Genomic DNA, 19,857 nt, shown 5'->3' with positions numbered 1-19,857 from the left:
GGAACAACCGGGGGCTTCGCGTCTGTCGGCGGCTTCGAACTGCCGCACATTCAGAACGTAAGACCTGTACGGCCCCTGGGTCAAGCGAAGTTGGGGCACGTCGGCGGGTTGCCGGGTCGCGATCTTCACGAGTTCAGCACATTGCGGAAGGTCCGTCACTCTGCGTGAGGAAGTGGGCTCCGGAGGTGCTCCCCGCCGGCCCCGGCAGCACCTCGTACCCCTGTTCGCGCTGTCGCACCAGAAGGTGCGCGAAGGGGCGCGAGGGGTCCTCGGCGAAGTGCCGGCGCTCGGCCGGGATCCACCCGTCCCAGAACGTCCGCTGTTCCGCTCCGTCGCGCGCCCGTCCGCGCGCCCACGCCCGCTCCGCGGGCAGGTCCATCCACAGGAGTCCGGCCAGGTGCGGCCGCAACGCCGCGCGCCCGGCGCCGACGCCCTCGACCAGGATCACCGGAGCGGGCTCCAGGGGGAGCGGTGCCCCGAACCGCCGGGTCCGCCAGTCGTACGGCGCGTAGTGCGCGGTCTCACCGCGCCCCAGTGGCTCGATCACCTGGGCGAGCAGTCGCGCGGTCCAGCCGAACAGCTCGTCGTGACTGGCGATGTCGTCGAGGTGCAGCACCGGCGCACCACCCAGTCCGGCAGCCAGCCGCCCGGCGAAGGTGGACTTGCCGGACCCGGCGTGTCCGTCGACACCGACCAGGCGTACCGGTCCGCAGGAGGGGGGAAGCCGGCGGAGCCGGGCTGCGAGGTCGAGGATGGCGGATCCTGGGGTGGCGCGGGGACGGACATGTTCAGTCGCACTCTAACCAGTGGTCGACACCAATATTGGTGGCGTGGCGTGCGTGGAAGTGCTGGCAGGAGCGGGCATCTGCGGCCATAGTTGGCGCACGACCGTGCAACGACGGACCCGCCCGACCCGGACACCTGGGGGTCTCCCGCTCATGAGCAGAGTCGAACAGCCGTCCCGCAGAACCCTCCTGGCCGCAGCCGTCGCCGCGGCCGCCGTGACGGGCGGAGCGATCCCGGCGACCGCCCGGGCCGCGTCCGGCGCGAGTGCCGGCGGTGGCGCCGCGGACCGCGGCCGGGACGACGCCCGGCGGCCGGTGGACTACCGCGCCTGGACCACCTTCGGCGACTGGCGGCGCGGGACCGTGCGGGGCGCCCGGCCCGTCGCGGGCGCCCGCCCGGGCGTCGTGATCGGCGCCCCGGCCGGCACCGTCGACTACGCCGACCCGCACACCGGCACCACCGCCGCCTGGGAGTACGCGACCTGGACCTCACCCGTCCACCGGCTCGCGGTCCCCTCGACGGAGGTCATCGCCTCCTGGAACGCGCACACGCCGGGCGGCACCTGGATCCAGGTCGAACTGAAGGGCACCTACTCCGACGGCACGGACACGCCCTGGTACGTGATGGGCCGCTGGACGGCCGGCGACGGCGCCGACGACATCGCGCGGACCTCGGTCGACGACCAGAGCGACGGCAGGAGCAGCATCTGGACCGACACCTTCTCGGTCGACGACGCCTCCACCGGCCTGCGCCTGGTCTCCTACCGGCTCCGGCTCACCCTGCACCGCCGCCCGGGCACCCGCACCACACCCACCGTCTGGCGGCTCGGCGCGATGGGATCCGACGTCCCCGACCGCTTCACCGTGCCGGCGTCCGCCCCCGGGCACGCCGGGGAACTGCGCGTCCCGCGCTACTCGCAGGAGATCCACAAGGGCCAGTACCCGGAGTACGACAACGGCGGTGAGGCCTGGTGCAGCCCCACCTCCTCGCAGATGATCATCGAGTACTGGGGCGGGCGCCTCACCGAGGACCAGCTCGCCTGGGTCGACCCCTCCTACGCCGACCCGCAGGTCTGCCACGCCGCCCGGTACACGTACGACAACCAGTACGAGGGCTGCGGCAACTGGCCCTTCAACGCCGCCTACGCCGCCACGTTCAAGGGCATGCAGGGCGTGGTCACCCGCCTCGGCTCCCTCACCGACCTGGAGACGCTGATCGCGGCCGGCATCCCGGCCATAACGTCCCAGTCGTTCCTGGAGGAGGAGCTGACCGGATCGGGGTACGGCACCTCCGGCCACCTGATGACCGTGATCGGCTTCACCGCCGACGGCGACGTGATCGCCAACGATCCGGCCTCGGACGACAACGACGCCGTCCGCCGCGTCTACAAGCGGCGCGAGTGGGAGAACATCTGGCTCAGGACGAAGCGGTACAACGCCAGTGGCAAGGTCGTCTCCGGCACCGGCGGTGTCTGCTACCTGTACTTCCCGGCCCACCCCGGCCCGCGTCAGCGCAAGGCCCTCGCGGCGGTGGGCGTGCGCTGAGCGGACCGGGCCGCACCGCTGTGACCAAGCTCTCGGCCGCAAAAGCCGCTCACGGTGGCAAGGTGGACACCGTGAGCGGGGGGACTCCGCCAAGCCGAACCCGAGATCAGCGAGAAGCCATGACCGCACACAGCGCAGCCGCCACCCGCGTCCGTACCGGCGGCCCCAAGGACGACGGCCCGAAGATCCTGGAACACGTCATGGGCTGGACCCTCGTCGTGGTGGTCGCGATGCTCGTGGTTCAGCTGGGCCTTCTGTGACGTGACCCGCGTGTGACCTGCCCCACGACCCGACCTGCCATACTGCGGAAGTCCCGCTGCCCGTAGGAGACCAGGGTCGAAATTGAATATCAGTCAACAAGGTGCCGAGGCCCGTCCCCGGGCTCGCGGCACCGAGCGCTCGATGGCACGCCGCGCCGAACTCATCGCCATCGGGCGGAGGTTGTTCGCCGACACGTCCTACGACGCGCTCTCGATGGACGACATCGCCCGCCAGGCGCATGTCGCCAAGGGGCTGATCTACTACTACTTCCAGTCCAAGCGGGGCTACTACCTGGCGATCATCCAGGACTCCGTCGCAGGCCTCGTCACCACCGCGGCGCGCGGCACCGAACTGCCGCAGGTGGACCGCGTCCACCGCACCATCGACGGCTATCTGCGCTACGCCGAGCACAACCAGGCCGCCTACCGCACCATCGTCAGCGGCGGAGTCGGCTTCGACACCGAGGTGCACGGCATCCGGGACGGGGTGCGGGAGGCGATCGTCGCCACCATCGCCGAAGGGGCGTACGGCCGTTCGGACATCGGTCCGCTGGCCCGGATGGGCCTGCTCGCCTGGGTGTGCAGCGTCGAGGGCGCCACCCTGGACTGGATCGGCCGGTCCGAACTGCCCCGCGAGACCATGCGCGAACTGCTGGTGAAGTCGCTCGGCGGCACGCTGCGCGCCATCGAGGAACTGGACCCCGCCTACCCGGCCCCGGCCCCGGCCCGCCGCGACGACGCCTGACGACCGCGACGACGCCTGACGACCGGGACGACGCCGACGAAGGGGCGGAAACCCGAGCAGGTCCCCGCCCCTTCGCCCCCCGTACGCGCCAGGTGGTTCAGTCGATCGCCTTGATCAGCTCACCGTTCGCGGTGTCGCCGCTCAGCTCCCAGAAGAAGGTGCCACCGAGACCCTGCTCGTTCTTGTACGCCATCTTGCCGGCGATGGTCTGCGGGGTGTCGTAACTCCACCAGTCGCTGCCGCACTTGGCGTACGCGGTGCCGCCCACCGTGCCGGTCGCGGGGCAGCTGGTCTTCAGCACCTTGTAGTCCTCGATGCCGTTCTCGTACGTGCCCTTCGCCGGGCCGGTCGCGGTGCCGCCCGGTTCCGACTGCGTGACGCCGGTCCAGCCGCGGCCGTAGAAGCCGAGTCCGAGCAGGAGCTTCGAGGGCGGGACGCCGAGCCCCTTGAGCTTCGCGATCGTCGCCGAGGTGTGGAAGTCCTCCTTCGGAATGCCCGCGTACGAGGTCAGCGGCGAGTGCGGAGCGGTCGGCCCGGTGGCGTCCCAGGCGCCGAAGAAGTCGTACGTCATCGGGTTGTACCAGTCGACGTACTGCGCGGCCCCGGCGTAGTCCGCCGCGTCGATCTTGCCGCCGGCCGTGGCGTCAGCGGTGATCGCCGCGGTGACCAGGTAGTCCTGGCCGAACTTGGCGCGCAGGGCACCCATCAGCTTCGGGAAGGCGTCGCGGCCGCTGGTGTCGCAGCTCAGGCCGCAGGCGTTCGGGTACTCCCAGTCGATGTCGATGCCGTCGAAGACGTCGGCCCACTTGGAGTTCTCGACCAGGTCGTAGCAGGACTGGGCGAACGCCTCCGGGTTCTGCGCGGCCTGCGCGAAGCCGCCGGACCAGGTCCAGCCGCCGAACGACCAGAGGATCTTCAGGTCGGGGTGCTTCTGCTTCAGCTTGAGCAGCTGGTTGAAGTTGCCGCGCAGCGGCTGGTCCCAGGTGTCGGCGACGCCGTCGACGGAGTCGGCCGCGGTGTAGGCCTTGTCGGTCGCCGCGTAGGCGTCGCCCATGGCGCACTTGCCGCCGGTGACGTTGCCGAACGAGTAGTTGATGTGGGTGAGTTTGTCGGCGGAGCCCGACGACTCGATGTTCTTGACGTGGTAGTTGCGGTCGTAGACGCCCCATTCGGTGAAGTAGCCGACGACCTTGGACCCGGCCGCGGCCTGCGCGGCGGGTGCCTCGGCCTGCGCGGCGGTGGCCGTGGCGGGGCCGGCCCCGGCCAGCAGACCGGCGCCGAGGGCGACGGTGCACAGGGCGGAGAACAGCGCCCGGATGGGGCGGACGCGGGGGAGGTGCGGGACGTGCATCGGGTGTCTCCTCGTGGGGGGATGAGGGAAACGCGCGCCGATTGGCATGAACGCGGTAATGCGCTCGGTCCGTCACCGTAGGAGGACTAGACCAGTGTGGTCAATGGTTCGGACCATTCTTGAGTCCCGCAGTCGGAATCCAGCCGGAATCCAGTCGGTGTCCCGTCCCCCGACGGTCCGCCCGGAGCCATTCTCGGAATTCTTTGAGTAAGCGGTCGTTAACTGGTGACTCCATGCCTCCGATCGGGCATACTCACAGCGCACAGCCGCTGGTCAGCCGCTTCCGCGACCCGGGAGTGCGAGCATCGGCCAGGCCCGAACGACCCGGCGGAGCCGCCTCCACCCAAGGCGCACGTCCGCCGATGTGCCCGACAGGGAGGAGAGCGTCGCCATGCCCGACCGCGCCCCGCAGCCGGTGGACCGGCAACTGCCCACGGACGAGGCACGGGACCTGATCTCGCTCGTCCGCGACATCGCGCAGCGTGAGATCGCCCCGAACGCGGCCGAGGAGGAGGACACCGGACGCTTCCCGCGCGAGGTCTTCACCCTCCTCTCCGACTCAGGCCTCCTCGGACTGCCCTACGACGCCGAGTTCGGCGGCGGCGAGCAGCCGTACGAGGTCTACCTCCAGGTCCTGGAGGAGCTGGCCGCGGCCCGGCTCACCGTCGGCCTCGGCGTCAGCGTGCACACGCTCGCCTCCTACGCGCTCGCCACCTACGGCACCAAGGAGCAGCAGACCGAGCACCTGCCCGCGATGCTCGGCGGCGGTCTGCTCGGCGCCTACTGCCTCTCCGAGCCCGCCTCCGGCTCCGACGCCGCCTCACTGCGCACCAGGGCCGTGCGCGACGGCGACCACTGGGTGATCACCGGCACCAAGGCGTGGATCACGCACGGCGGCATCGCCGACTTCTACACCGTCATGGCGCGCACGGGCGAGGACGGACCCCGCGGTATCACCGCCTTCCTGGTACCCGCCGACGCCGAGGGGCTGAGCGCCGCGGTGCCGGAGAAGAAGATGGGGCTCAAGGGCTCGCCCACCGCGCAGGTGCACCTCGACGGGGTACGGGTGCCGGACGCCCGGCGCCTCGGCGACGAGGGGCAGGGCTTCGCGATCGCCCTGTCCGCGCTCGAATCCGGCCGGCTCGGCATCGCCGCCTGCGCGATCGGTGTGGCCCAGGCGGCGCTGGACGAGGCGGTGTCCTACGCGGCCGAACGGCGGCAGTTCGGCAAGCCGATCGCCGACTTCCAGGGGCTGCGCTTCATGCTCGCCGACATGGCGACGCAGATCGAGGCCGGCCGGGCGTTGTACCTGACGGCGGCCCGACTGCGCGACGCCGGGCTGCCGTTCGCCAAGCAGGCCGCCATGGCCAAGCTGCACTGCACCGACACGGCGATGCGGGCCACCACCGACGCCGTGCAGATCCTCGGCGGGTACGGCTACACCGCCGACTTCCCGGCCGAGCGGTACATGCGCGAGGCCAAGGTGCTGCAGATCGTCGAAGGCACCAACCAGATCCAGCGGATGGTCATCGCCCGTCACCTCGCGGGTCCCGAGGAGCGGTGAGGTCGGCGGCGACGGCGAAGTCGCCGCCGACGCGGAAGTCGCCGGTGGTGAAGAAGTCACCCGTGGCGAAGAAGTCCCCGAGGCCGCGCGGGGGTTCCGCGAGTCTGACCCACTCCGGGTCGTGGCGTCCGGGCAGGGTGCGGCCACCGTCGGCCCAGGTCCGCATCAGCTCACGGTAGATCGGCGGGTCCGGGATCTGCGGGGCCGGGGGAACCGGTCCCGCGGGCACCGGCACGAACACGCGGCGCCGACTCCCGGTCGACGAGTACGTGGGGGTCATACCCGGGCAACGCGCCGAAGTGCGGACAGGTCACCGGCGGACGCAATCGAGAGTGAGTTCGTGCGCGTCCGCCACCGATCCGCGCCACGGCATCCTGTGAGCCGCGGCGCGGGCGGGGTGACGGAAGGGGCGGGCGAGCCCCCCGAACCGGGTGCCCGGGCGCCTCAGGCCGCTTCCCGCCGCATCGTCGGCACCCGCATCGGGCGCGAGCCCGGGCCACCGACGTGGGAGAAGGGCTGGGTCCGCCAGTCGAGGCCCCGGGGGAGCGTCAGCAGCAGGGCGGTGTCCTGCTCGTGGGGGCGGAACGAGTCGTCCGCGGGACGCGCCTCGGTGGCCCTGCGGCCGGTGCCGGCGCAGACCGTGAGCCCGAACGGGTTCCACGGGGAGGCGCACAGGGCGTGCTCCGGCAGCGTCTCCTCGTCCGCCAGCAGGGCGATGGGCTGCGCGCAGTCCGGGCAGAACACCCGGTACATCTCGAAGGTGTCGTAGGTGTCGAGTTCCTCGTCGTCGAAGGCGTCGGGTTCGACGCCCTCCGATGCGAGTTCGACGACCGGCTGCTGCCGCTTGGGCGTGGTACGACCAGGGCGCTTAAGACTCTGCATGGGATTCTCCCCCTCGGGCTGGGCCGTGACGGCACTGCGGCCTCGACCACAGCAAGCACTTCCCGTCCCCCCTCCGGGGTAATCACGAGAACATCACGGAGAACGTTCAACCAGTGTGGTCTTCGTCACATGCCGCTCGCAGATGCCCCGTGCGGCGGGTTTGTCCCCACCCGGGCCCCCTCCGACGACCCGTCACATCACGAACGGGGCATGACCCGGACTGATCAGGTGTCCGAGGAGGTCAACGGCACTGTAGGTTCTTGCGCCATGGAGGAGCTGGACCGACAGATCGTGCAGCTGCTCGTCAAGGACGGGCGGATGAGCTACACCGACCTGGGCAAGGCCACGGGCCTGTCCACGTCGGCCGTGCACCAGCGGGTGCGGCGGCTGGAACAGCGTGGCGTCGTCCGCGGTTACGCCGCGGTCGTCGACCCGGAGGCCGTCGGGCTGCCGATGACCGCCTTCATCTCGGTGAAACCGTTCGACCCCAGCGCCCCCGACGACATCGCGGACCGCCTCGCCGGGGTCCCCGAGATCGAGGCCTGCCACAGCGTCGCGGGCGACGAGAACTACATCCTCAAGGTCCGGGTGGCCACCCCGCACGAGCTGGAGGAACTGCTCGCCCGGGTCCGCTCCCTCGCCGGCGTCTCGACCCGCACCACCGTGGTCCTCTCGACCCCCTACGAGTCCCGTCCGCCGCGCATCTGACGGCGCCCGCGCGTGAGCGTGGGGCCACGGCCGCGCGCCCGGCCGCCCCGGCTGCCGGGCGGCCCCCGCGAGGGGCGAGACTGGTGTCCATGAGTGAGTCCACCACCCCGTCCTCGACCGTCCTGCTGCGCCGCGGCGAGGTCCACAGTCCCGCCGACCCCTTCGCGACGGCCATGGTCGTCGAACGCGGCCAGGTCGCCTGGGTCGGCTCGGAGGGCGCCGCGGACGCCTTCGCGGACGGGGTCGACGAGGTGATCGACCTGGACGGCGCCCTCGTCACCCCGGCGTTCACCGACGCACACGTGCACACCACCGCCACGGGCCTCGCCCTCACCGGGCTCGACCTGTCCGGCGTCCCGACCCGCGAGGCGGCCCTCGCCCTCGTACGGGACTTCGCCGCCGCCCGCCCGGACGACCGCGTGCTCCTCGGTCACGGCTGGGACGCCGCGCGCTGGCCCGACGGGCAGCCTCCTACGCGCGCCGAACTGGATGCCGCGGCCGGCGGCCGTCCCCTCTACCTCAGCCGGATCGACGTCCACTCGGCCGTCGTCACCACCGCCCTGCTCGACCTGGCGCCCGGCGACCCCGCACCCGGGGACGGCCCGCTCACCGGCGACGCGCACCACGCCGTACGCGCCGCGGCCCTCGGGGCCGTCACCCCCGCCCAGCGCACCGCGGCCCAGCGTGCCGCCCTCGCGCACGCCGCCTCCCTCGGCATCGGAACCGTTCACGAATGCGCAGGCCCGGAGATCTCCTCCGAGGACGACCTCACCGGCCTGCTGCGCCTGTCCGCCGAGGAGCCCGGGCCGCGGGTGATCGGCTACTGGGCCGAACAGGACGTCGACAAGGCGCGGGAACTGGGCGCCGTCGGGGCCGCCGGGGACCTCTTCGTCGACGGCTCCCTCGGCTCCCACACCGCCTGCCTGCACCAGCCCTACGCCGACGCCGACCACACCGGCACCGCCCACCTGGACGCCGCCGCCGTCGCCGCGCACGTCGTCGCCTGCACCGAGGCGGGCCTCCAGGCGGGCTTCCACGCCATCGGCGACGCCGCCGTGAGCGCCGTCGTGGAGGGAGTGCGCGCCGCCGCCGACAAGATCGGCCTCGCCCGCGTGCGCGCCGCCCGCCACCGCGTCGAGCACGCCGAGATGCTCACCCCCGAGACCGTCGCGGCCTTCGCGGAGCTGGGCCTGACCGCCTCCGTCCAGCCCGCCTTCGACGCGCTCTGGGGCGGCGAGGACGGCATGTACGCCCAGCGCCTGGGTGCCGAGCGGGCCCGCACGCTCAATCCCTTCGCCGCTCTGCTGCGCGCCGGCGTGCCGCTCGCCTTCGGCTCCGACAGCCCGGTCACGCCCCTCGACCCGTGGGGGACCGTCCGGGCCGCCGCCTTCCACCGCACCCCGGAGCACCGGGTCTCCGTCCGCGCCGCGTTCACGGCGCACACACGCGGCGGTTGGCGGGCGATCGGCCGCGACGACGCGGGTGTCCTGGTGCCGGGCGTGCCCGCGGACTACGCCGTGTGGCGTACCGGCGAACTCGTGGTCCAGGCCCCGGACGACCGGGTGGCCCGCTGGTCGACCGACCCGCGCTCCGGCACCCCCGGCCTGCCCGACCTCACCCCCGGCCGGGACCTGCCCGTCTGCCTGCGTACGGTGGTGGGCGGCCGGACCGTCTTCGTACGGCCGGGCGAGTGATCTCCACGGCCGACGGGGCGATGATCTTCGCGCGGCCCCGACCTGCGTCTCCTCCGCGCTGACCTGCGCATTGACATCAAAGGTGCAGGTGGAACGACTGTTGACAGGCGACGGCGGGGGGCCGGTAGGTTCGGCCGGGTCCACCACCGGACGCCCGACCGGGGAACCTTCCGCATACGCGTCGCGGCGCCGCTGAGTCAGGGACGGTGTGCCGCACCGGGGCACCGCCACTGGGAGCCAGGCTCAGTGCCCGCACCGCGACGAGGGAACGTTCCGGCCGGTCGGGAGGTGTGACCCGGGTGGGGCCCGGGCGCTCAGTAGACAACGGCCTAGGTCGACCCGCAGCCGGCGGGTCCCGGGCCGGCCCGAAGGGCGCCGGGCCCCCATCCGTCGCACAAACGGCCTGAATCGGCCATCCCTACCCCGGTTCCGGGAAAACGACACCACCGTACGGCCGTCCTGTCACGTCGGCGCAGGCCGCGGCGATTATGGTGGACCTCTGTGTACGGACACGAAGGGGCAGTGGTGAACGACGGCGACGGGACGCCCGCGGCGGCGGGGCGGGAGAGGCGGTTCGACCCCCTGGGCACGGCCCTGGTGATCATCCCGACCTACAACGAGGCGGAGAACATCAAGGCGATCGTCACGCGGGTGCGCGAGGCGGTCCCCGAGGCGCACGTTCTCGTGGCCGACGACAACAGCCCCGACGGCACCGGCAAGCTCGCCGACGAACTTGCGGCCGGGGACGACCACGTCCAGGTCATGCACCGCAAGGGCAAGGAAGGCCTGGGCGCCGCCTACCTCGCGGGCTTCCGCTGGGGCCTGGAGCACGGCTACGGCGTGCTGATCGAGATGGACGCCGACGGCTCCCACCAGCCCGAGGAACTGCCCCGGCTGCTGACCGCCCTCAAGGGCGCCGACCTCGTCCTCGGCTCGCGCTGGGTGCCCGGCGGCCGGGTGGTGAACTGGCCCAAGTCCCGCGAGATCATCTCGCGCGGCGGCAGCATGTACTCGCGGATCGCGCTCGACCTGCCGCTGCGCGACATCACCGGCGGCTACCGCGCCTTCCGCCGCGAGACCCTGGAGGGGCTCGGCCTCGAGGAGGTCGCCTCCCAGGGCTACTGCTTCCAGGTCGACCTCGCCCGCCGGGCGATCAAGGCCGGCTATCACGTCGTGGAGGTGCCGATCACGTTCGTCGAGCGGGAACTCGGCGACTCCAAGATGAGCCGCGACATCCTGGTGGAGGCCCTGTGGCGGGTCACCACGTGGGGCGTGGGGGAGAGGGTCGGCAAGGTACTCGGCCGCGACAAGCAGTCCGGCACGGCGGCCGACGGGCAGACGGCTTCGAGCGAGCAGCAGACGGCCTCGGGCGACAAGTCGACAGATTCCCGTGACGAGTCGGGGGATTCCCGTGACGAGTCGGCGAAGGCGTCCGACGCCAAGGCCTGACCGCCCTCTTATGCCGCACTGAGCCGGGGCCAGGCACACTGGGAGTATGACGACTGGCGCTCAGACCCCCAGGTCCCCCGCCCGGCCTCCGCGCTCCCGGCTGCGCACCTTCCTGCCGCTGGGCGTCGCCGCCTGGCTCGTGCTGGAGATCTGGCTGCTGACCGTGGTCGCGGGGGCGTCCAGCGGCTTCGTGGTCTTCCTGCTCCTGGTCGCCGGTGTCGTCCTCGGCTCCCTGGTCATCAAGGCGGCGGGCCGCCGGGCCTTCCGCAACCTCACGGAGACTCTCAACCAGCAGCAGTCGGCCATGCAGGCGGGCATGCCGCCCGAGGCCCGCCCGAACAGCGAGGGCAACGGCCTGATGATGCTGGGCGGGCTGCTCCTGATCCTGCCGGGCCTGATCTCGGACGCGCTCGGCCTGCTCATGCTGCTGCCCCCGGTGCAGAAGGGCGTCAGCCGCTACGCCCAGCGGACGGTGGAGCGCAAGCTCCGCGACGCCGGGCCCGGCACCCTGGGCGACGCCTTCCGCCAGGCCCGGATGCAGCACCCGGACGGCAAGGTCGTCCAGGGCGAGGTCATACGGGACGACCCGGACGACACGCCGCAGGACCCCCGCCCTCCGCTGACGCGCTGAGCCCGCGGTCCGGGCTCGGCAGGGCAAAACCGCGGGTGCCGTACATGAAGCTCATGTACGGCACCCGCGGTTTTTGTTCGGTTGTGTCGCCTACGGTTTCCCGCTACGCACTCTTGCGGCTGTCTCGCGGATGGACCGCGATGTTCATCGCGCCGGAGCGCAGAACGGCCAGCCGCTCCTCGAGGACCTCTTCGAGTTCCTCGCGGGTGCGTCGCTCCATCAGCATGTCCCAGTGCGTACGCGCGGGCTTGGCCTTCTTCTCCTCAGGGCCGTCGCCGTCAACCAGGAGTGCCTGGGCCCCGCAGACCTTGCACTCCCACTCCGGCGGGATCTCCGCCTCGACCGAGAAGGGCATCTCGAATCGATGCCCCTTCTCGCATGCGTACTCCACGGCCTGGCGCGGGGCCAGGTCGATGCCGCGGTCCGTCTCGTAGCTGGTCACCACGAGGCGCGTGCCGCGAAGAGCTCGCTCACTCATGAATCGTGCCTCCCGGGCTTGTCGCCCACAGGACAGGTGTCGCTGTCGTCGTCATCCGGTCAACGTCCGGGCGGCGGTAAAGATTCCCGTCCCGACTCCCGATCCGGGCCCTGCGTCGCCGTCGCAGCCGCAGCCTTGCAACCAGTGCAGTACCCGCCGACGTCCGGTTTGTCACCTCTGCTGGCAGATGTGACATAGCGATTCGGCACCTTTGACGCGCAGTAACGGTACGCCTGGCAGGCCAAACGCGTACACTACAGCTCTTTCGCGTCGAGTGCTAAATCCTTTCGGGTACCGGGTTGCCCGCGTCGGCGATCGCCCGCCGTACCGGGACCCGCGCGAGCAGCACGAAACCGATGACGAAGAAGGCCACCAGCGAGATGATCGCGTCCCGGTAGCTCCCGGTCAGCTGGTAGGTCAGCCCGAAGAGCAGCGGCCCGAGCCAGCTCATCCCGCGGTCGCTCAGCTCGTACGCCGAGAAGTACTCGGCCTCCTTGCCCGGCGGGACCAGGTGGGAGAACAGGGAGCGGGACAGCGCCTGGCTGCCGCCCAGGACGAGCCCGATCCCGGCGGCCAGCACGAAGAACCACACCGGCGCCCCGGCCGGCAGGAAGTACCCGGCCGCGAGGGTCACCGTCCAGGCGACCAGCGAGCCGAGGATCGTGCGTTTGGCCCCGTACCTCCGGGCCAGTCGGCCCAGGCCCAGCGCGCCCGCCACCGCCAGCACCTGGACCAGCAGCACCGCCACGATGAGCGTGGACTGTCCGAGGTCCAGTTCCTCGGAGCCGTAGACCGAGGCCTGGGAGATCACCGTCTGGATGCCGTCGTTGTAGACCAGGTACGCCAGCAGGAAGGCCAGCGTCAGCGGGCGGCGGCGCATGTCGCGGACGGTCGCCGCGAGCTGCCGGAACCCGGGCAGCGCGGCCTCCCGGGCCACCGCCCGCCGGTCGCGCAGCCGCCGGAGCGGAATGAGCGCGAAGGCGCCCCACCACAGTCCCGCCGACGCCAGGCAGATGCGGACCGCCGCGCTCTCGCTCAGTCCGAAGGAGTCGTGGCCGGTGTAGAGGACCAGATTGACGACCAGGACCAGGGAGCCGGCCGCGTAGCCGAAGGCCCAGCCGCGGGAGGAGACCGCGTCGCGTTCCTCGGGCGGGGCGATCTGGGGCAGATAGGAGTTGTAGAGCATCATCGCGACCGACTGCGCCGCGTTGGCGACGACCAGGAGCAAACCGCCCAGCAGATAGCGTTCGCCGTCGAGGAAGAACATGCCGGTCGTCGCCGCGGCGCCGGTGTAGGCGGCGGCGGCCAGCAGCGGCTTCTTGCGTCCCGAGCGGTCGGCCGCCGCGCCCACCAGGGGCATCACCAGCACCGCCACGATCACCGACAACGACACCGAGTACGCGAAGAACGACCCGGCACGCACCGGTATGCCCAGCGGGTGGACGTACCCGTCCGCGTCCGCCGCCGACTCCGCGACCGAGGTGAGATAGGGCCCCAGGAACACGGTGAGCACGCTCGTCGAGTAGACGGAGCACGCCCAGTCGTAGAAGTACCAGCCACGCTGCTCGCGCCGCCGTTCGGCGGCCGGGTCGGCCCCGTCCGCCGCATCCGTCCGCAGGGTGTCGGTGCCCACCGTGCCCTCGCTTCCCCGTGAACGCGCACCGTCCCCGGGGCGCGAGCCGGGGGTTCATCCCCAGGCGCCGCGGTCCTCCATGACCTTGCGCAGTGTGTCGATGTGATCGGTCATGATGCCATCCACTCCCAGGTCCAGAAGCCGGTGCATGCGGTCCGGATCGTTCACCGTCCAGACGTGCACCTGCAGCCCGCGCGCGTGTGCGGCCCGCAGGAAGCGGTGATCCACCACCGGGATGCCCGACTGCGTCTCGGGAACCTGCGCGGCCACCGCCGAGCGGCGCGGCGTGACCGGCACGCCCCAGGAGCGCAGCCGCAGACCGAGGACGCCGCGGGTGCCGTACGAGGTGGCCAGGCGCGGGCCGGCCAGCCGCTGCGCGCGGACCACGCGCGCCTCGGAGAACGAGCCGACGCAGATCCGGTCCCAGGCCTTGTGCCGGCCGATCAGCTCAAGGAGCGGCTCCAGCGCGGGCTCCGCCTTCACGTCGATGTTCCAGCGCACCTCGGGGAAGGCCTCCAGGAGCTCCTCGAAGAGCGGCACCGGTTCCTCGCCCGCCACGCGCGCGTGGCGCACCTTCTTCCACGGCAGGTCGGCGATCCGCCCGGCCCCGTCCGTCACCCGGTCCAGCGTCGCGTCGTGGAAGGCGACGAGCTTCTCGTCCCTTGTGGCGTGCACGTCGGTCTCGATGTACCGGTAGCCCGCCTCCACCGCGCGGCGGAACTGCCGCAGCGTGTTCTCCAGGCCGTTCGCCGCCCCGCCCCGGTGGGCGAAGGCGATGGGTCCCGGATGGTCGAGGTAGGGGTGGCGTATCGGGGTGGTCACCGACGCAGTATCGCGCGCCGGGGTTGACCGGCGGCAACCACCGTGCTGCCGTCAGGCGCCGCCGGAACGGCGAACACGCGCAGGAACACCTGGGAGAGCGGACCGATCGACACGGCGTAGAGCAGCGTGCCGAGGCCCACCGTGCCGCCGAGCGCGAAGCCCGTCACCACGACCGTGATCTCGACGGCGGTCCGCACCAGACGCACCGAGAGCCCCGTGCGCCGGTTCAGCCCCGTCATCAGGCCGTCCCGAGGGCCCGGGCCGAAACGCGCGGCGATGTACAGCCCGGTCGCCGCACCGTTCAGGACGATGCCCGCCACCATCGCGGCGATCCGCAGCGTCCAGCCGTGGGCGTCCGGCACGACGCTCAGCGTGGCGTCCATCGCGGCGCCGATCACGAGCACGTTGGAGACCGTGCCGAGGCCCGGCCGCTGGCGCAGCGGGATCCACAGCAGCAGGACCGCCGCGCCCACGACGGTCAGCACCACGCCCATCGACAGCCCGGTGTGCTCCGCGAGGCCCTGGTGCAGCACGTTCCACGGTTCGAGGCCCAGCCCGGACCTGACCAGCAGCGCCGAACTCGCTCCGTACAGGACCAGACCGCCGTAGAGCTGGGTCAGCCGCCGCACGAGTCGCCCGGACTGCCCGGACTGCCTGACTTGCCTGGACTGCCTGGACTGCCTGGACAAGAAGTGCCCCCTGGGTGGTGGTAGTGGACTGCCACATGACACCCTGTGGCTTGAGAAGAAGAGTCAACCATGGCCAATTCGGGGAAGGTGGACTGATTTCTATGGCGCAGTGGACCTCGGCCGTGGGGGCGGGGCAGCTCGCGCGGCTGCTCGGCTCCCAGCAGGACCGCCCGGCCGGGCCCGGCACGCGCCGTCCGCCGGCCTACCGCGCGCTCGCCGACGGCATCCGGCTGCTCGTGCTGGAGGGCCGCGTCCCGGTCGCCGCCCGGCTGCCCGCCGAACGCGAACTGGCCCTCGCCCTCACCGTCAGCCGCACCACCGTCGCCGCCGCCTACGAGGCCCTGCGTGCCGAGGGCTTCCTGGAGTCCCGGCGGGGCGCGGGCAGCTGGACCGCGGTACCGGCCGGGAACCCGCTGCCGGCGCGCGGACTCGAACCGCTGCCCCCCGAGGCGCTCGGCTCGGTGATCGACCTGGGATGCGCGGCGCTGCCCGCACCCGAGCCCTGGCTCACCCGTGCCGTGCAGGGCGCCCTCGAAGAGCTGCCGCCGTACGCGCACACTCACGGCGACTACCCGGCCGGGCTGCCCGCGCTGCGCGCGATGATCGCCGAGCGCTACACCGTGCGGGGCATTCCCACCATGCCCGAGCAGATCATGGTGACCACGGGGGCGATGGGCGCCATCGACGCCATCTGCCACCTCTTCGGGGGACGCGGCGAGCGCATCGCCGTGGAGTCCCCGTCCTACGCCAACATCCTCCAGCTGATGCGCGAGGCCGGGGCCAGGCTGGTGCCCGTCGCGATGGCCGAGGGCCTCACCGGCTGGGACGTGGACCGCTGGCGCCAGGTACTGCGCGACGCCGCGCCCCGCATCGCCTACGTCGTCGCCGACTTCCACAACCCCACCGGCGCGCTCGCCGACGACGACCAGCGGCGGCGGCTGGTCGACGCGGCCCGCTCGGCCGGGACGGTGCTCGTGGCCGACGAGACGATGAGCGAGCTGTGGCTGGACGACGAGGTCGAGATGCCACGTCCCGTGTGCGCCTTCGACCCGGCCGGTTCCACCGTGATCACCGTCGGCTCCGCGAGCAAGGCCTTCTGGGCCGGGATGCGCATCGGCTGGGTCCGTGCCGCGCCCGACGTGATCCGCAGCCTGGTCGCCGCGCGGGCCTACGCCGACCTGGGCACACCGGTGCTGGAGCAGCTCGCCGTGAACTGGCTGTTCAGCACGGGCGGCTGGGAGCAGGCCGTGACGGTGCGCCGTGAGCAGGCCCGGCAGAACCGGGACGAACTGGTGGCGGCGGTGCGCCGGGAGCTGCCCGACTGGGAGTTCGAGGTGCCCCGCGGTGGGCTCACCCTCTGGGTGCGCACGGGGGGCCTGTCGGGATCCCGGCTCGCCGAGGCGGGGGAGCGGGTGGGCGTCCGCGTCCCGTCCGGGCCGCGCTTCGGGGTCGACGGTGCCTTCGAGGGGTACGTCCGACTGCCGTTCACGGTCGGCGGCGCGGTGGCCGAGGAGGCGGCGGTACGCCTGGCCGCGGCGGCCCGGCTGGTGGAGAGCGGCGGCGTCGGGGGCGGCGGCGAGGCACCGCGGACGTTCGTGGCCTAGGCGTATCGACCACGGCGTGCGTGCGTGCCGCACCCGCCGCGGGGTGCCCCGCCGGGGGCGCCGTGGCCGCCGATCCGCGAGAGGGGTGGGACGCGGACGGGCGACGGAGAGGTGACAGGGGCCGGGACGGGCGGTGGGGTGCGTCGTCCCGGCCGGGGTGTCAGGAGGTCTCCGCCGCGACCGCGTCGGCGGGGACCGTCTCAGCGGGTGCGATTGCGGGCTCGGCCGGCGTCCCGGCCGTGGCCTTCTCCGCCGGCACCGGGGTCGGCTCCGCGTCCGCCGCGGTCGCCTCCGGCTCGCTCGCCACCACGCGGACCGGGGCGTCCTCCTTCTCCATGGAGACGGTCTTCGCCTTCGCCTCGGCCTCCGCTTCCACCTCGGCCTCCGCCTCCGGGGGCAGGGGCGCCTGCTCCCCGTCCGCCGGTGTCGTGCGCGGGGGGAGCAGGTCGAGCACCGCCTGCCGGTGGGCCTCGCTCGTCGCGTCGTCGTACGGGTCCGGGGTGGCCGGGACCTGGAGGCGGTGCACCGGGCCGGTGCCCAGGCGGGCGTATCCCCGGCCGGGCGGGACCTGGTCGAGCGGAGTGGTGTGCGGGGGAGCGCCCAGCGCGTTCGCCAGCTCGTCCGCGGTGGCCGGGCCGAGCACGACACGCGCGCGTGTGTGCTGCCGTACGGCGTCGGTGAGGCCGTCCAGGGCGTCGAGCTGGTCGGCGACGACCACCGTCACGTTCGCCGCCCGGCCGTGCCGCAGCGGGACCTGGAGCAGGGTCTGCGGGTCCCGGCGCCCGCCCGTGGCGGCGAGGTGCGTGAACGCGGTCGGACGGTCCAGGAAGACCCACAGGGGCCGCCGGGTGTCGTCCGGCGCCGCGAGGCCCTGCTGACGGGCGCGGTTCACGGAGATCAGCCGCCGCTCCGTCTCCGCGGCGGCCCACTCCAGGCTGGTCAGCGCGCCGGTGAGGCCGCACTCCACGGCCAGGACGCCGTCCCGGCCGACCAGGCAGGCGTACTCCCCGGTGCCGCCGCCGTCCACGATCAGCAGGTCGCCGTGGTGCAGCGCCTGGAGGGCGACCGAGCGCAGCAGGGTGGACGTGCCGGTGCCGGGCTGCCCCAGGACCAGCAGGTGGGGCTCGGTCGAGCGGATGCCGGTGCGCCAGACGACCGGCGGTACGTCCCGCTGCTCCGCGCCGTGGGTGAGCGGGAGCGTGCGCTGGACGCGCGTCGGGTCGGTGAAACCGAGGACGGTCTCGCCGGGCGCCGTCACGAAACGCTGGGCGGCGATGTCGGTGGGGAGCGCCGCGAGCACGTCGACGGAGAGGTGGTTGGCCTCCTCGTCCCAGGTGAAGCGGTACTCCCGGCCCCGGCCGGACTTCGCCGTGAGCAGGTGCTCGATCCGGGCCCGGGACTCCGCCTCCCCGTCGGTGAAGTAGGCGGGGTAGCGGATCACCAGATGGGCGACGCGCCCGTCCTCGTCGAACTCGTGGGCCGGGAACGCCTTCTCCCACCCCCCGCCGTGGGCGTACAGGGGGTCGGGGTCCTCGGCGATCGAGAAGTACGGGACCAGCGCCTCGTAGAGCGACTGGAGGCGCCCGGCCCGCTGGTCGTCCGTGACCGTGGGCGCAGGAGGGGTGCGATCCCTGCCCTGCCAGGCTGCCGCCGCCATCAGGACGATGACGGCGAGCAGCGGGCCGTACGGCACGAGCGCCACGACCAGGACCACCGAGGCCACCAGGAACAGCAGCGCGCCGCGCCGGTCCTTGGGGGTCTCGGTCCATCTGCGCCGCGCGGCCGCGGCCAGTCGGCGCAGACCGCGGGCGATCGTGATCAGCGGCTGGAGGACGTCGGTGGCGCTGTCGGCCGCCGTCCGGGCCAGCTCCCGGCTCCGGGCGAGCTGTGCGCCGCCGTTGCTCAGAATGCGGGGGAGGGGCCGCCGGGCCACTGCTGCCTCCTGGAGGTGCGTACGTGCGGATGTCGGGCGGGGGAGCGGGTCGTCAGAACTTGATGCCGCCGAGGAGGCCCGCCAGGCTCTCGCCGCCCGCCTTGATGCTCGGGGCGATGGCCGTACTCGCGAGGTAGAACCCGAACAGTACGGCGACCAGCAGGTGCGAGGCCTTGAGGCCGTCCTTGCGGAAGAAGATGAAGACGACGATGCCGAGCAGGACCACGCCTGAGATCGAGAGGATCATGTGAGTTCTCCTGGTTCACGGGGACAGTCACCATGAGTACTTCCAGGCTCACAGCATGTATCCATACGATAAAAGGTGCAAACGGGCGAAATTCGCCGGAATTACCCCAGGTGGCGGAGAGGTCCTTGGGCCGCTCGGGTGCGCCGCGAGCCAGTACCCTGGCGATTTGCCGAATGTTCGCAGTGAGAGGTGGTCCGGCCGATGAGTGAAGCCCCCGACCCCGAGGTCGTGGAGCTGGCGACCAGGATCTTCGATCTGGCCCGGCAGGGGCGGACCGAGGAGCTGGTGGCGTACGTGGACGCCGGCGTCCCGGCCGATCTCACCAACGACCGCGGCGACTCCCTCGTCATGCTCGCCGCCTACCACGGCCACGGCGACGCGGTGCGCGCGCTGCTGACCCGTGGCGCCGACGCCGACCGTGTCAACGACCGGGGTCAGACGCCGCTCGCCGGAGCCGCCTTCAAGGGTGAGATCGACGTGACCAAGGCGCTGCTGGAGGCGGGCGCGGACCCGGCGGCGGGCACCCCGTCGGCCGTCGACACGGCCCGGATGTTCGCCCGGACGGACCTGCTGGAGCTGTTCGGCGCCCGGTGACGGGGCGGTGGAGAGGGTCCTGTCCGGACCCGCTCCACATTTTCTGACCAGGGAAAACACCGAAAACGGGGGAGGCGGTACAGGGCCGCCGAAATTTCGGTCGCGGCAGATGTGACCGCCGGGCCATCATGACGACGTGGTTCACGGACGTGATGGCTGGGCAGGTGTTGCCGCACCGCGCGGGCCGTGACTCGGCCCGCAAGGGCCACCGACGAGAGGCAGAGGAACATGGTCTTCAGCAAG

20 protein-coding genes are annotated in these 19,857 nt (G+C 72.3%); 10 read left to right on the top strand and 10 right to left on the bottom strand.

All coding sequences use genetic code 11. The features are described from left to right. Positions 1-133: 133 nt before the first annotated feature. A complete protein-coding gene (locus ACZ7MF_RS35925) occupies positions 134-754 on the bottom strand; it encodes a uridine kinase family protein (RefSeq protein WP_471482639.1) in 621 nt (206 codons plus the stop codon). 184 nt (positions 755-938) lie between these two features. On the opposite strand from ACZ7MF_RS35925, the gene ACZ7MF_RS35920 reads away from it, so the two are divergent. The 3 genes from ACZ7MF_RS35920 (at position 939) to ACZ7MF_RS35910 (ending at position 3,335) form a co-directional block, all read left to right on the top strand. Further along, a complete protein-coding gene (locus tag ACZ7MF_RS35920) occupies positions 939-2,330 on the top strand; it encodes a peptidase C39 family protein (RefSeq protein WP_471482383.1) in 1,392 nt (463 codons plus the stop codon). Positions 2,331-2,449: 119 nt separating this feature from the next. Beyond that, entirely contained in the window at positions 2,450-2,590 is a 141-nt protein-coding gene (locus tag ACZ7MF_RS35915; protein ID WP_106977898.1) for an SCO1431 family membrane protein, read from the top strand. A gap of 82 nt (positions 2,591-2,672) precedes the next feature. Further along, entirely contained in the window at positions 2,673-3,335 is a 663-nt protein-coding gene (locus tag ACZ7MF_RS35910; protein ID WP_471482382.1) for a TetR/AcrR family transcriptional regulator, read from the top strand. A gap of 97 nt (positions 3,336-3,432) precedes the next feature. Here ACZ7MF_RS35910 and ACZ7MF_RS35905 read toward each other — a convergent pair whose 3' ends face one another. Beyond that, on the bottom strand, positions 3,433-4,686 hold the full coding sequence (locus tag ACZ7MF_RS35905) for a glycoside hydrolase family 18 protein (RefSeq protein ID WP_471482381.1): 1,254 nt from the start codon (positions 4,684-4,686) through the stop codon (positions 3,433-3,435). A 391-nt stretch (positions 4,687-5,077) separates the two neighbouring features. On the opposite strand from ACZ7MF_RS35905, the gene ACZ7MF_RS35900 reads away from it, so the two are divergent. After that, positions 5,078-6,250: an acyl-CoA dehydrogenase gene (locus ACZ7MF_RS35900; protein WP_471482380.1), complete on the top strand. Its 1,173-nt coding sequence runs from the start codon at positions 5,078-5,080 to the stop codon at positions 6,248-6,250. On the opposite strand, the gene ACZ7MF_RS35895 is transcribed toward ACZ7MF_RS35900, so the two are convergent. Both ACZ7MF_RS35895 and ACZ7MF_RS35890 read right to left on the bottom strand, forming a co-directional pair. Continuing rightward, positions 6,213-6,530 (bottom strand): hypothetical protein, encoded by a 318-nt coding sequence (locus tag ACZ7MF_RS35895; RefSeq protein WP_373906267.1) that lies wholly within the window; start codon positions 6,528-6,530, stop codon positions 6,213-6,215. The two genes, ACZ7MF_RS35900 and ACZ7MF_RS35895, sit on opposite strands and share 38 nt — an antisense overlap. Before the next feature lie 164 nt (positions 6,531-6,694). Then, entirely contained in the window at positions 6,695-7,132 is a 438-nt protein-coding gene (locus ACZ7MF_RS35890; RefSeq protein WP_471482379.1) for a hypothetical protein, read from the bottom strand. A gap of 267 nt (positions 7,133-7,399) precedes the next feature. On the opposite strand from ACZ7MF_RS35890, the gene ACZ7MF_RS35885 reads away from it, so the two are divergent. From ACZ7MF_RS35885 to fxsA, 4 genes are all read left to right on the top strand, one after another. After that, complete coding sequence (locus ACZ7MF_RS35885; protein WP_104633953.1) at positions 7,400-7,840, top strand: Lrp/AsnC family transcriptional regulator; 441 nt, start codon at positions 7,400-7,402, stop codon at positions 7,838-7,840. Positions 7,841-7,929: 89 nt separating this feature from the next. Beyond that, positions 7,930-9,534: an amidohydrolase gene (locus tag ACZ7MF_RS35880; protein WP_471482378.1), complete on the top strand. Its 1,605-nt coding sequence runs from the start codon at positions 7,930-7,932 to the stop codon at positions 9,532-9,534. A 525-nt stretch (positions 9,535-10,059) separates the two neighbouring features. Further along, a complete protein-coding gene (locus tag ACZ7MF_RS35875) occupies positions 10,060-10,983 on the top strand; it encodes a polyprenol monophosphomannose synthase (protein ID WP_471482377.1) in 924 nt (307 codons plus the stop codon). 46 nt (positions 10,984-11,029) lie between these two features. Then, positions 11,030-11,614 (top strand): FxsA family membrane protein, encoded by a 585-nt coding sequence (gene fxsA / locus ACZ7MF_RS35870; protein ID WP_471482376.1) that lies wholly within the window; start codon positions 11,030-11,032, stop codon positions 11,612-11,614. A 103-nt stretch (positions 11,615-11,717) separates the two neighbouring features. On the opposite strand, the gene ACZ7MF_RS35865 is transcribed toward fxsA, so the two are convergent. From ACZ7MF_RS35865 to yczE, 4 genes are all read right to left on the bottom strand, one after another. Then, the gene (locus ACZ7MF_RS35865; protein WP_003977404.1) at positions 11,718-12,092 is read right to left on the bottom strand and encodes an RNA polymerase-binding protein RbpA; all 375 of its coding nucleotides are present in this window, start codon (positions 12,090-12,092) and stop codon (positions 11,718-11,720) included. A gap of 277 nt (positions 12,093-12,369) precedes the next feature. Next, the gene (locus ACZ7MF_RS35860; RefSeq protein WP_471482375.1) at positions 12,370-13,725 is read right to left on the bottom strand and encodes an MFS transporter; all 1,356 of its coding nucleotides are present in this window, start codon (positions 13,723-13,725) and stop codon (positions 12,370-12,372) included. Positions 13,726-13,779: 54 nt separating this feature from the next. Beyond that, positions 13,780-14,547 (bottom strand): glycerophosphodiester phosphodiesterase, encoded by a 768-nt coding sequence (locus ACZ7MF_RS35855; RefSeq protein WP_471482374.1) that lies wholly within the window; start codon positions 14,545-14,547, stop codon positions 13,780-13,782. Then, on the bottom strand, positions 14,544-15,236 hold the full coding sequence (gene yczE, locus ACZ7MF_RS35850; RefSeq protein ID WP_471482373.1) for a membrane protein YczE: 693 nt from the start codon (positions 15,234-15,236) through the stop codon (positions 14,544-14,546). The genes ACZ7MF_RS35855 and yczE overlap by 4 nt, the downstream gene beginning before the upstream one ends. Positions 15,237-15,337: 101 nt before the next feature. On the opposite strand from yczE, the gene ACZ7MF_RS35845 reads away from it, so the two are divergent. Continuing rightward, complete coding sequence (locus tag ACZ7MF_RS35845; protein WP_471482372.1) at positions 15,338-16,840, top strand: SCO1417 family PLP biosynthesis transcription factor; 1,503 nt, start codon at positions 15,338-15,340, stop codon at positions 16,838-16,840. A gap of 160 nt (positions 16,841-17,000) precedes the next feature. Here ACZ7MF_RS35845 and ACZ7MF_RS35840 read toward each other — a convergent pair whose 3' ends face one another. Both ACZ7MF_RS35840 and ACZ7MF_RS35835 read right to left on the bottom strand, forming a co-directional pair. Beyond that, positions 17,001-18,773 carry a hypothetical protein gene (locus tag ACZ7MF_RS35840; protein WP_471482371.1) on the bottom strand — a complete coding sequence of 591 codons (1,773 nt, stop codon included), beginning with the start codon at positions 18,771-18,773 and terminating at the stop codon, positions 17,001-17,003. 52 nt (positions 18,774-18,825) lie between these two features. Continuing rightward, entirely contained in the window at positions 18,826-19,020 is a 195-nt protein-coding gene (locus ACZ7MF_RS35835; RefSeq protein ID WP_115741101.1) for a hypothetical protein, read from the bottom strand. 201 nt (positions 19,021-19,221) lie between these two features. Here ACZ7MF_RS35835 and ACZ7MF_RS35830 point away from each other — a divergent pair, with 201 nt between their 5' ends. Then, complete coding sequence (locus tag ACZ7MF_RS35830) at positions 19,222-19,614, top strand: ankyrin repeat domain-containing protein (RefSeq protein ID WP_471482370.1); 393 nt, start codon at positions 19,222-19,224, stop codon at positions 19,612-19,614. The last annotated feature ends 243 nt before the right edge of the window (positions 19,615-19,857 follow it).

It is taken from the genome of Streptomyces sp. NPDC111628, from assembly GCF_055635195.1.
This window is presented reverse-complemented; position numbering and strand designations above follow the sequence as displayed.

Coding starts and splice junctions, on each gene's coding strand:
- ACZ7MF_RS35920 (WP_471482383.1), top strand. CDS start 939: ATGAGCAGAGTCGAACAGCCGTCCCGCAGAACCCTCCTGGCCGCAGCC.
- ACZ7MF_RS35915 (WP_106977898.1), top strand. CDS start 2,450: ATGACCGCACACAGCGCAGCCGCCACCCGCGTCCGTACCGGCGGCCCC.
- ACZ7MF_RS35905 (WP_471482381.1), bottom strand. CDS start 4,686: ATGCACGTCCCGCACCTCCCCCGCGTCCGCCCCATCCGGGCGCTGTTC.
- ACZ7MF_RS35900 (WP_471482380.1), top strand. CDS start 5,078: ATGCCCGACCGCGCCCCGCAGCCGGTGGACCGGCAACTGCCCACGGAC.
- ACZ7MF_RS35895 (WP_373906267.1), bottom strand. CDS start 6,530: ATGACCCCCACGTACTCGTCGACCGGGAGTCGGCGCCGCGTGTTCGTG.
- ACZ7MF_RS35890 (WP_471482379.1), bottom strand. CDS start 7,132: ATGCAGAGTCTTAAGCGCCCTGGTCGTACCACGCCCAAGCGGCAGCAG.
- ACZ7MF_RS35885 (WP_104633953.1), top strand. CDS start 7,400: ATGGAGGAGCTGGACCGACAGATCGTGCAGCTGCTCGTCAAGGACGGG.
- ACZ7MF_RS35880 (WP_471482378.1), top strand. CDS start 7,930: ATGAGTGAGTCCACCACCCCGTCCTCGACCGTCCTGCTGCGCCGCGGC.
- fxsA (WP_471482376.1), top strand. CDS start 11,030: ATGACGACTGGCGCTCAGACCCCCAGGTCCCCCGCCCGGCCTCCGCGC.
- ACZ7MF_RS35865 (WP_003977404.1), bottom strand. CDS start 12,092: ATGAGTGAGCGAGCTCTTCGCGGCACGCGCCTCGTGGTGACCAGCTAC.
- ACZ7MF_RS35845 (WP_471482372.1), top strand. CDS start 15,338: ATGGCGCAGTGGACCTCGGCCGTGGGGGCGGGGCAGCTCGCGCGGCTG.
- ACZ7MF_RS35835 (WP_115741101.1), bottom strand. CDS start 19,020: ATGATCCTCTCGATCTCAGGCGTGGTCCTGCTCGGCATCGTCGTCTTC.
- ACZ7MF_RS35830 (WP_471482370.1), top strand. CDS start 19,222: ATGAGTGAAGCCCCCGACCCCGAGGTCGTGGAGCTGGCGACCAGGATC.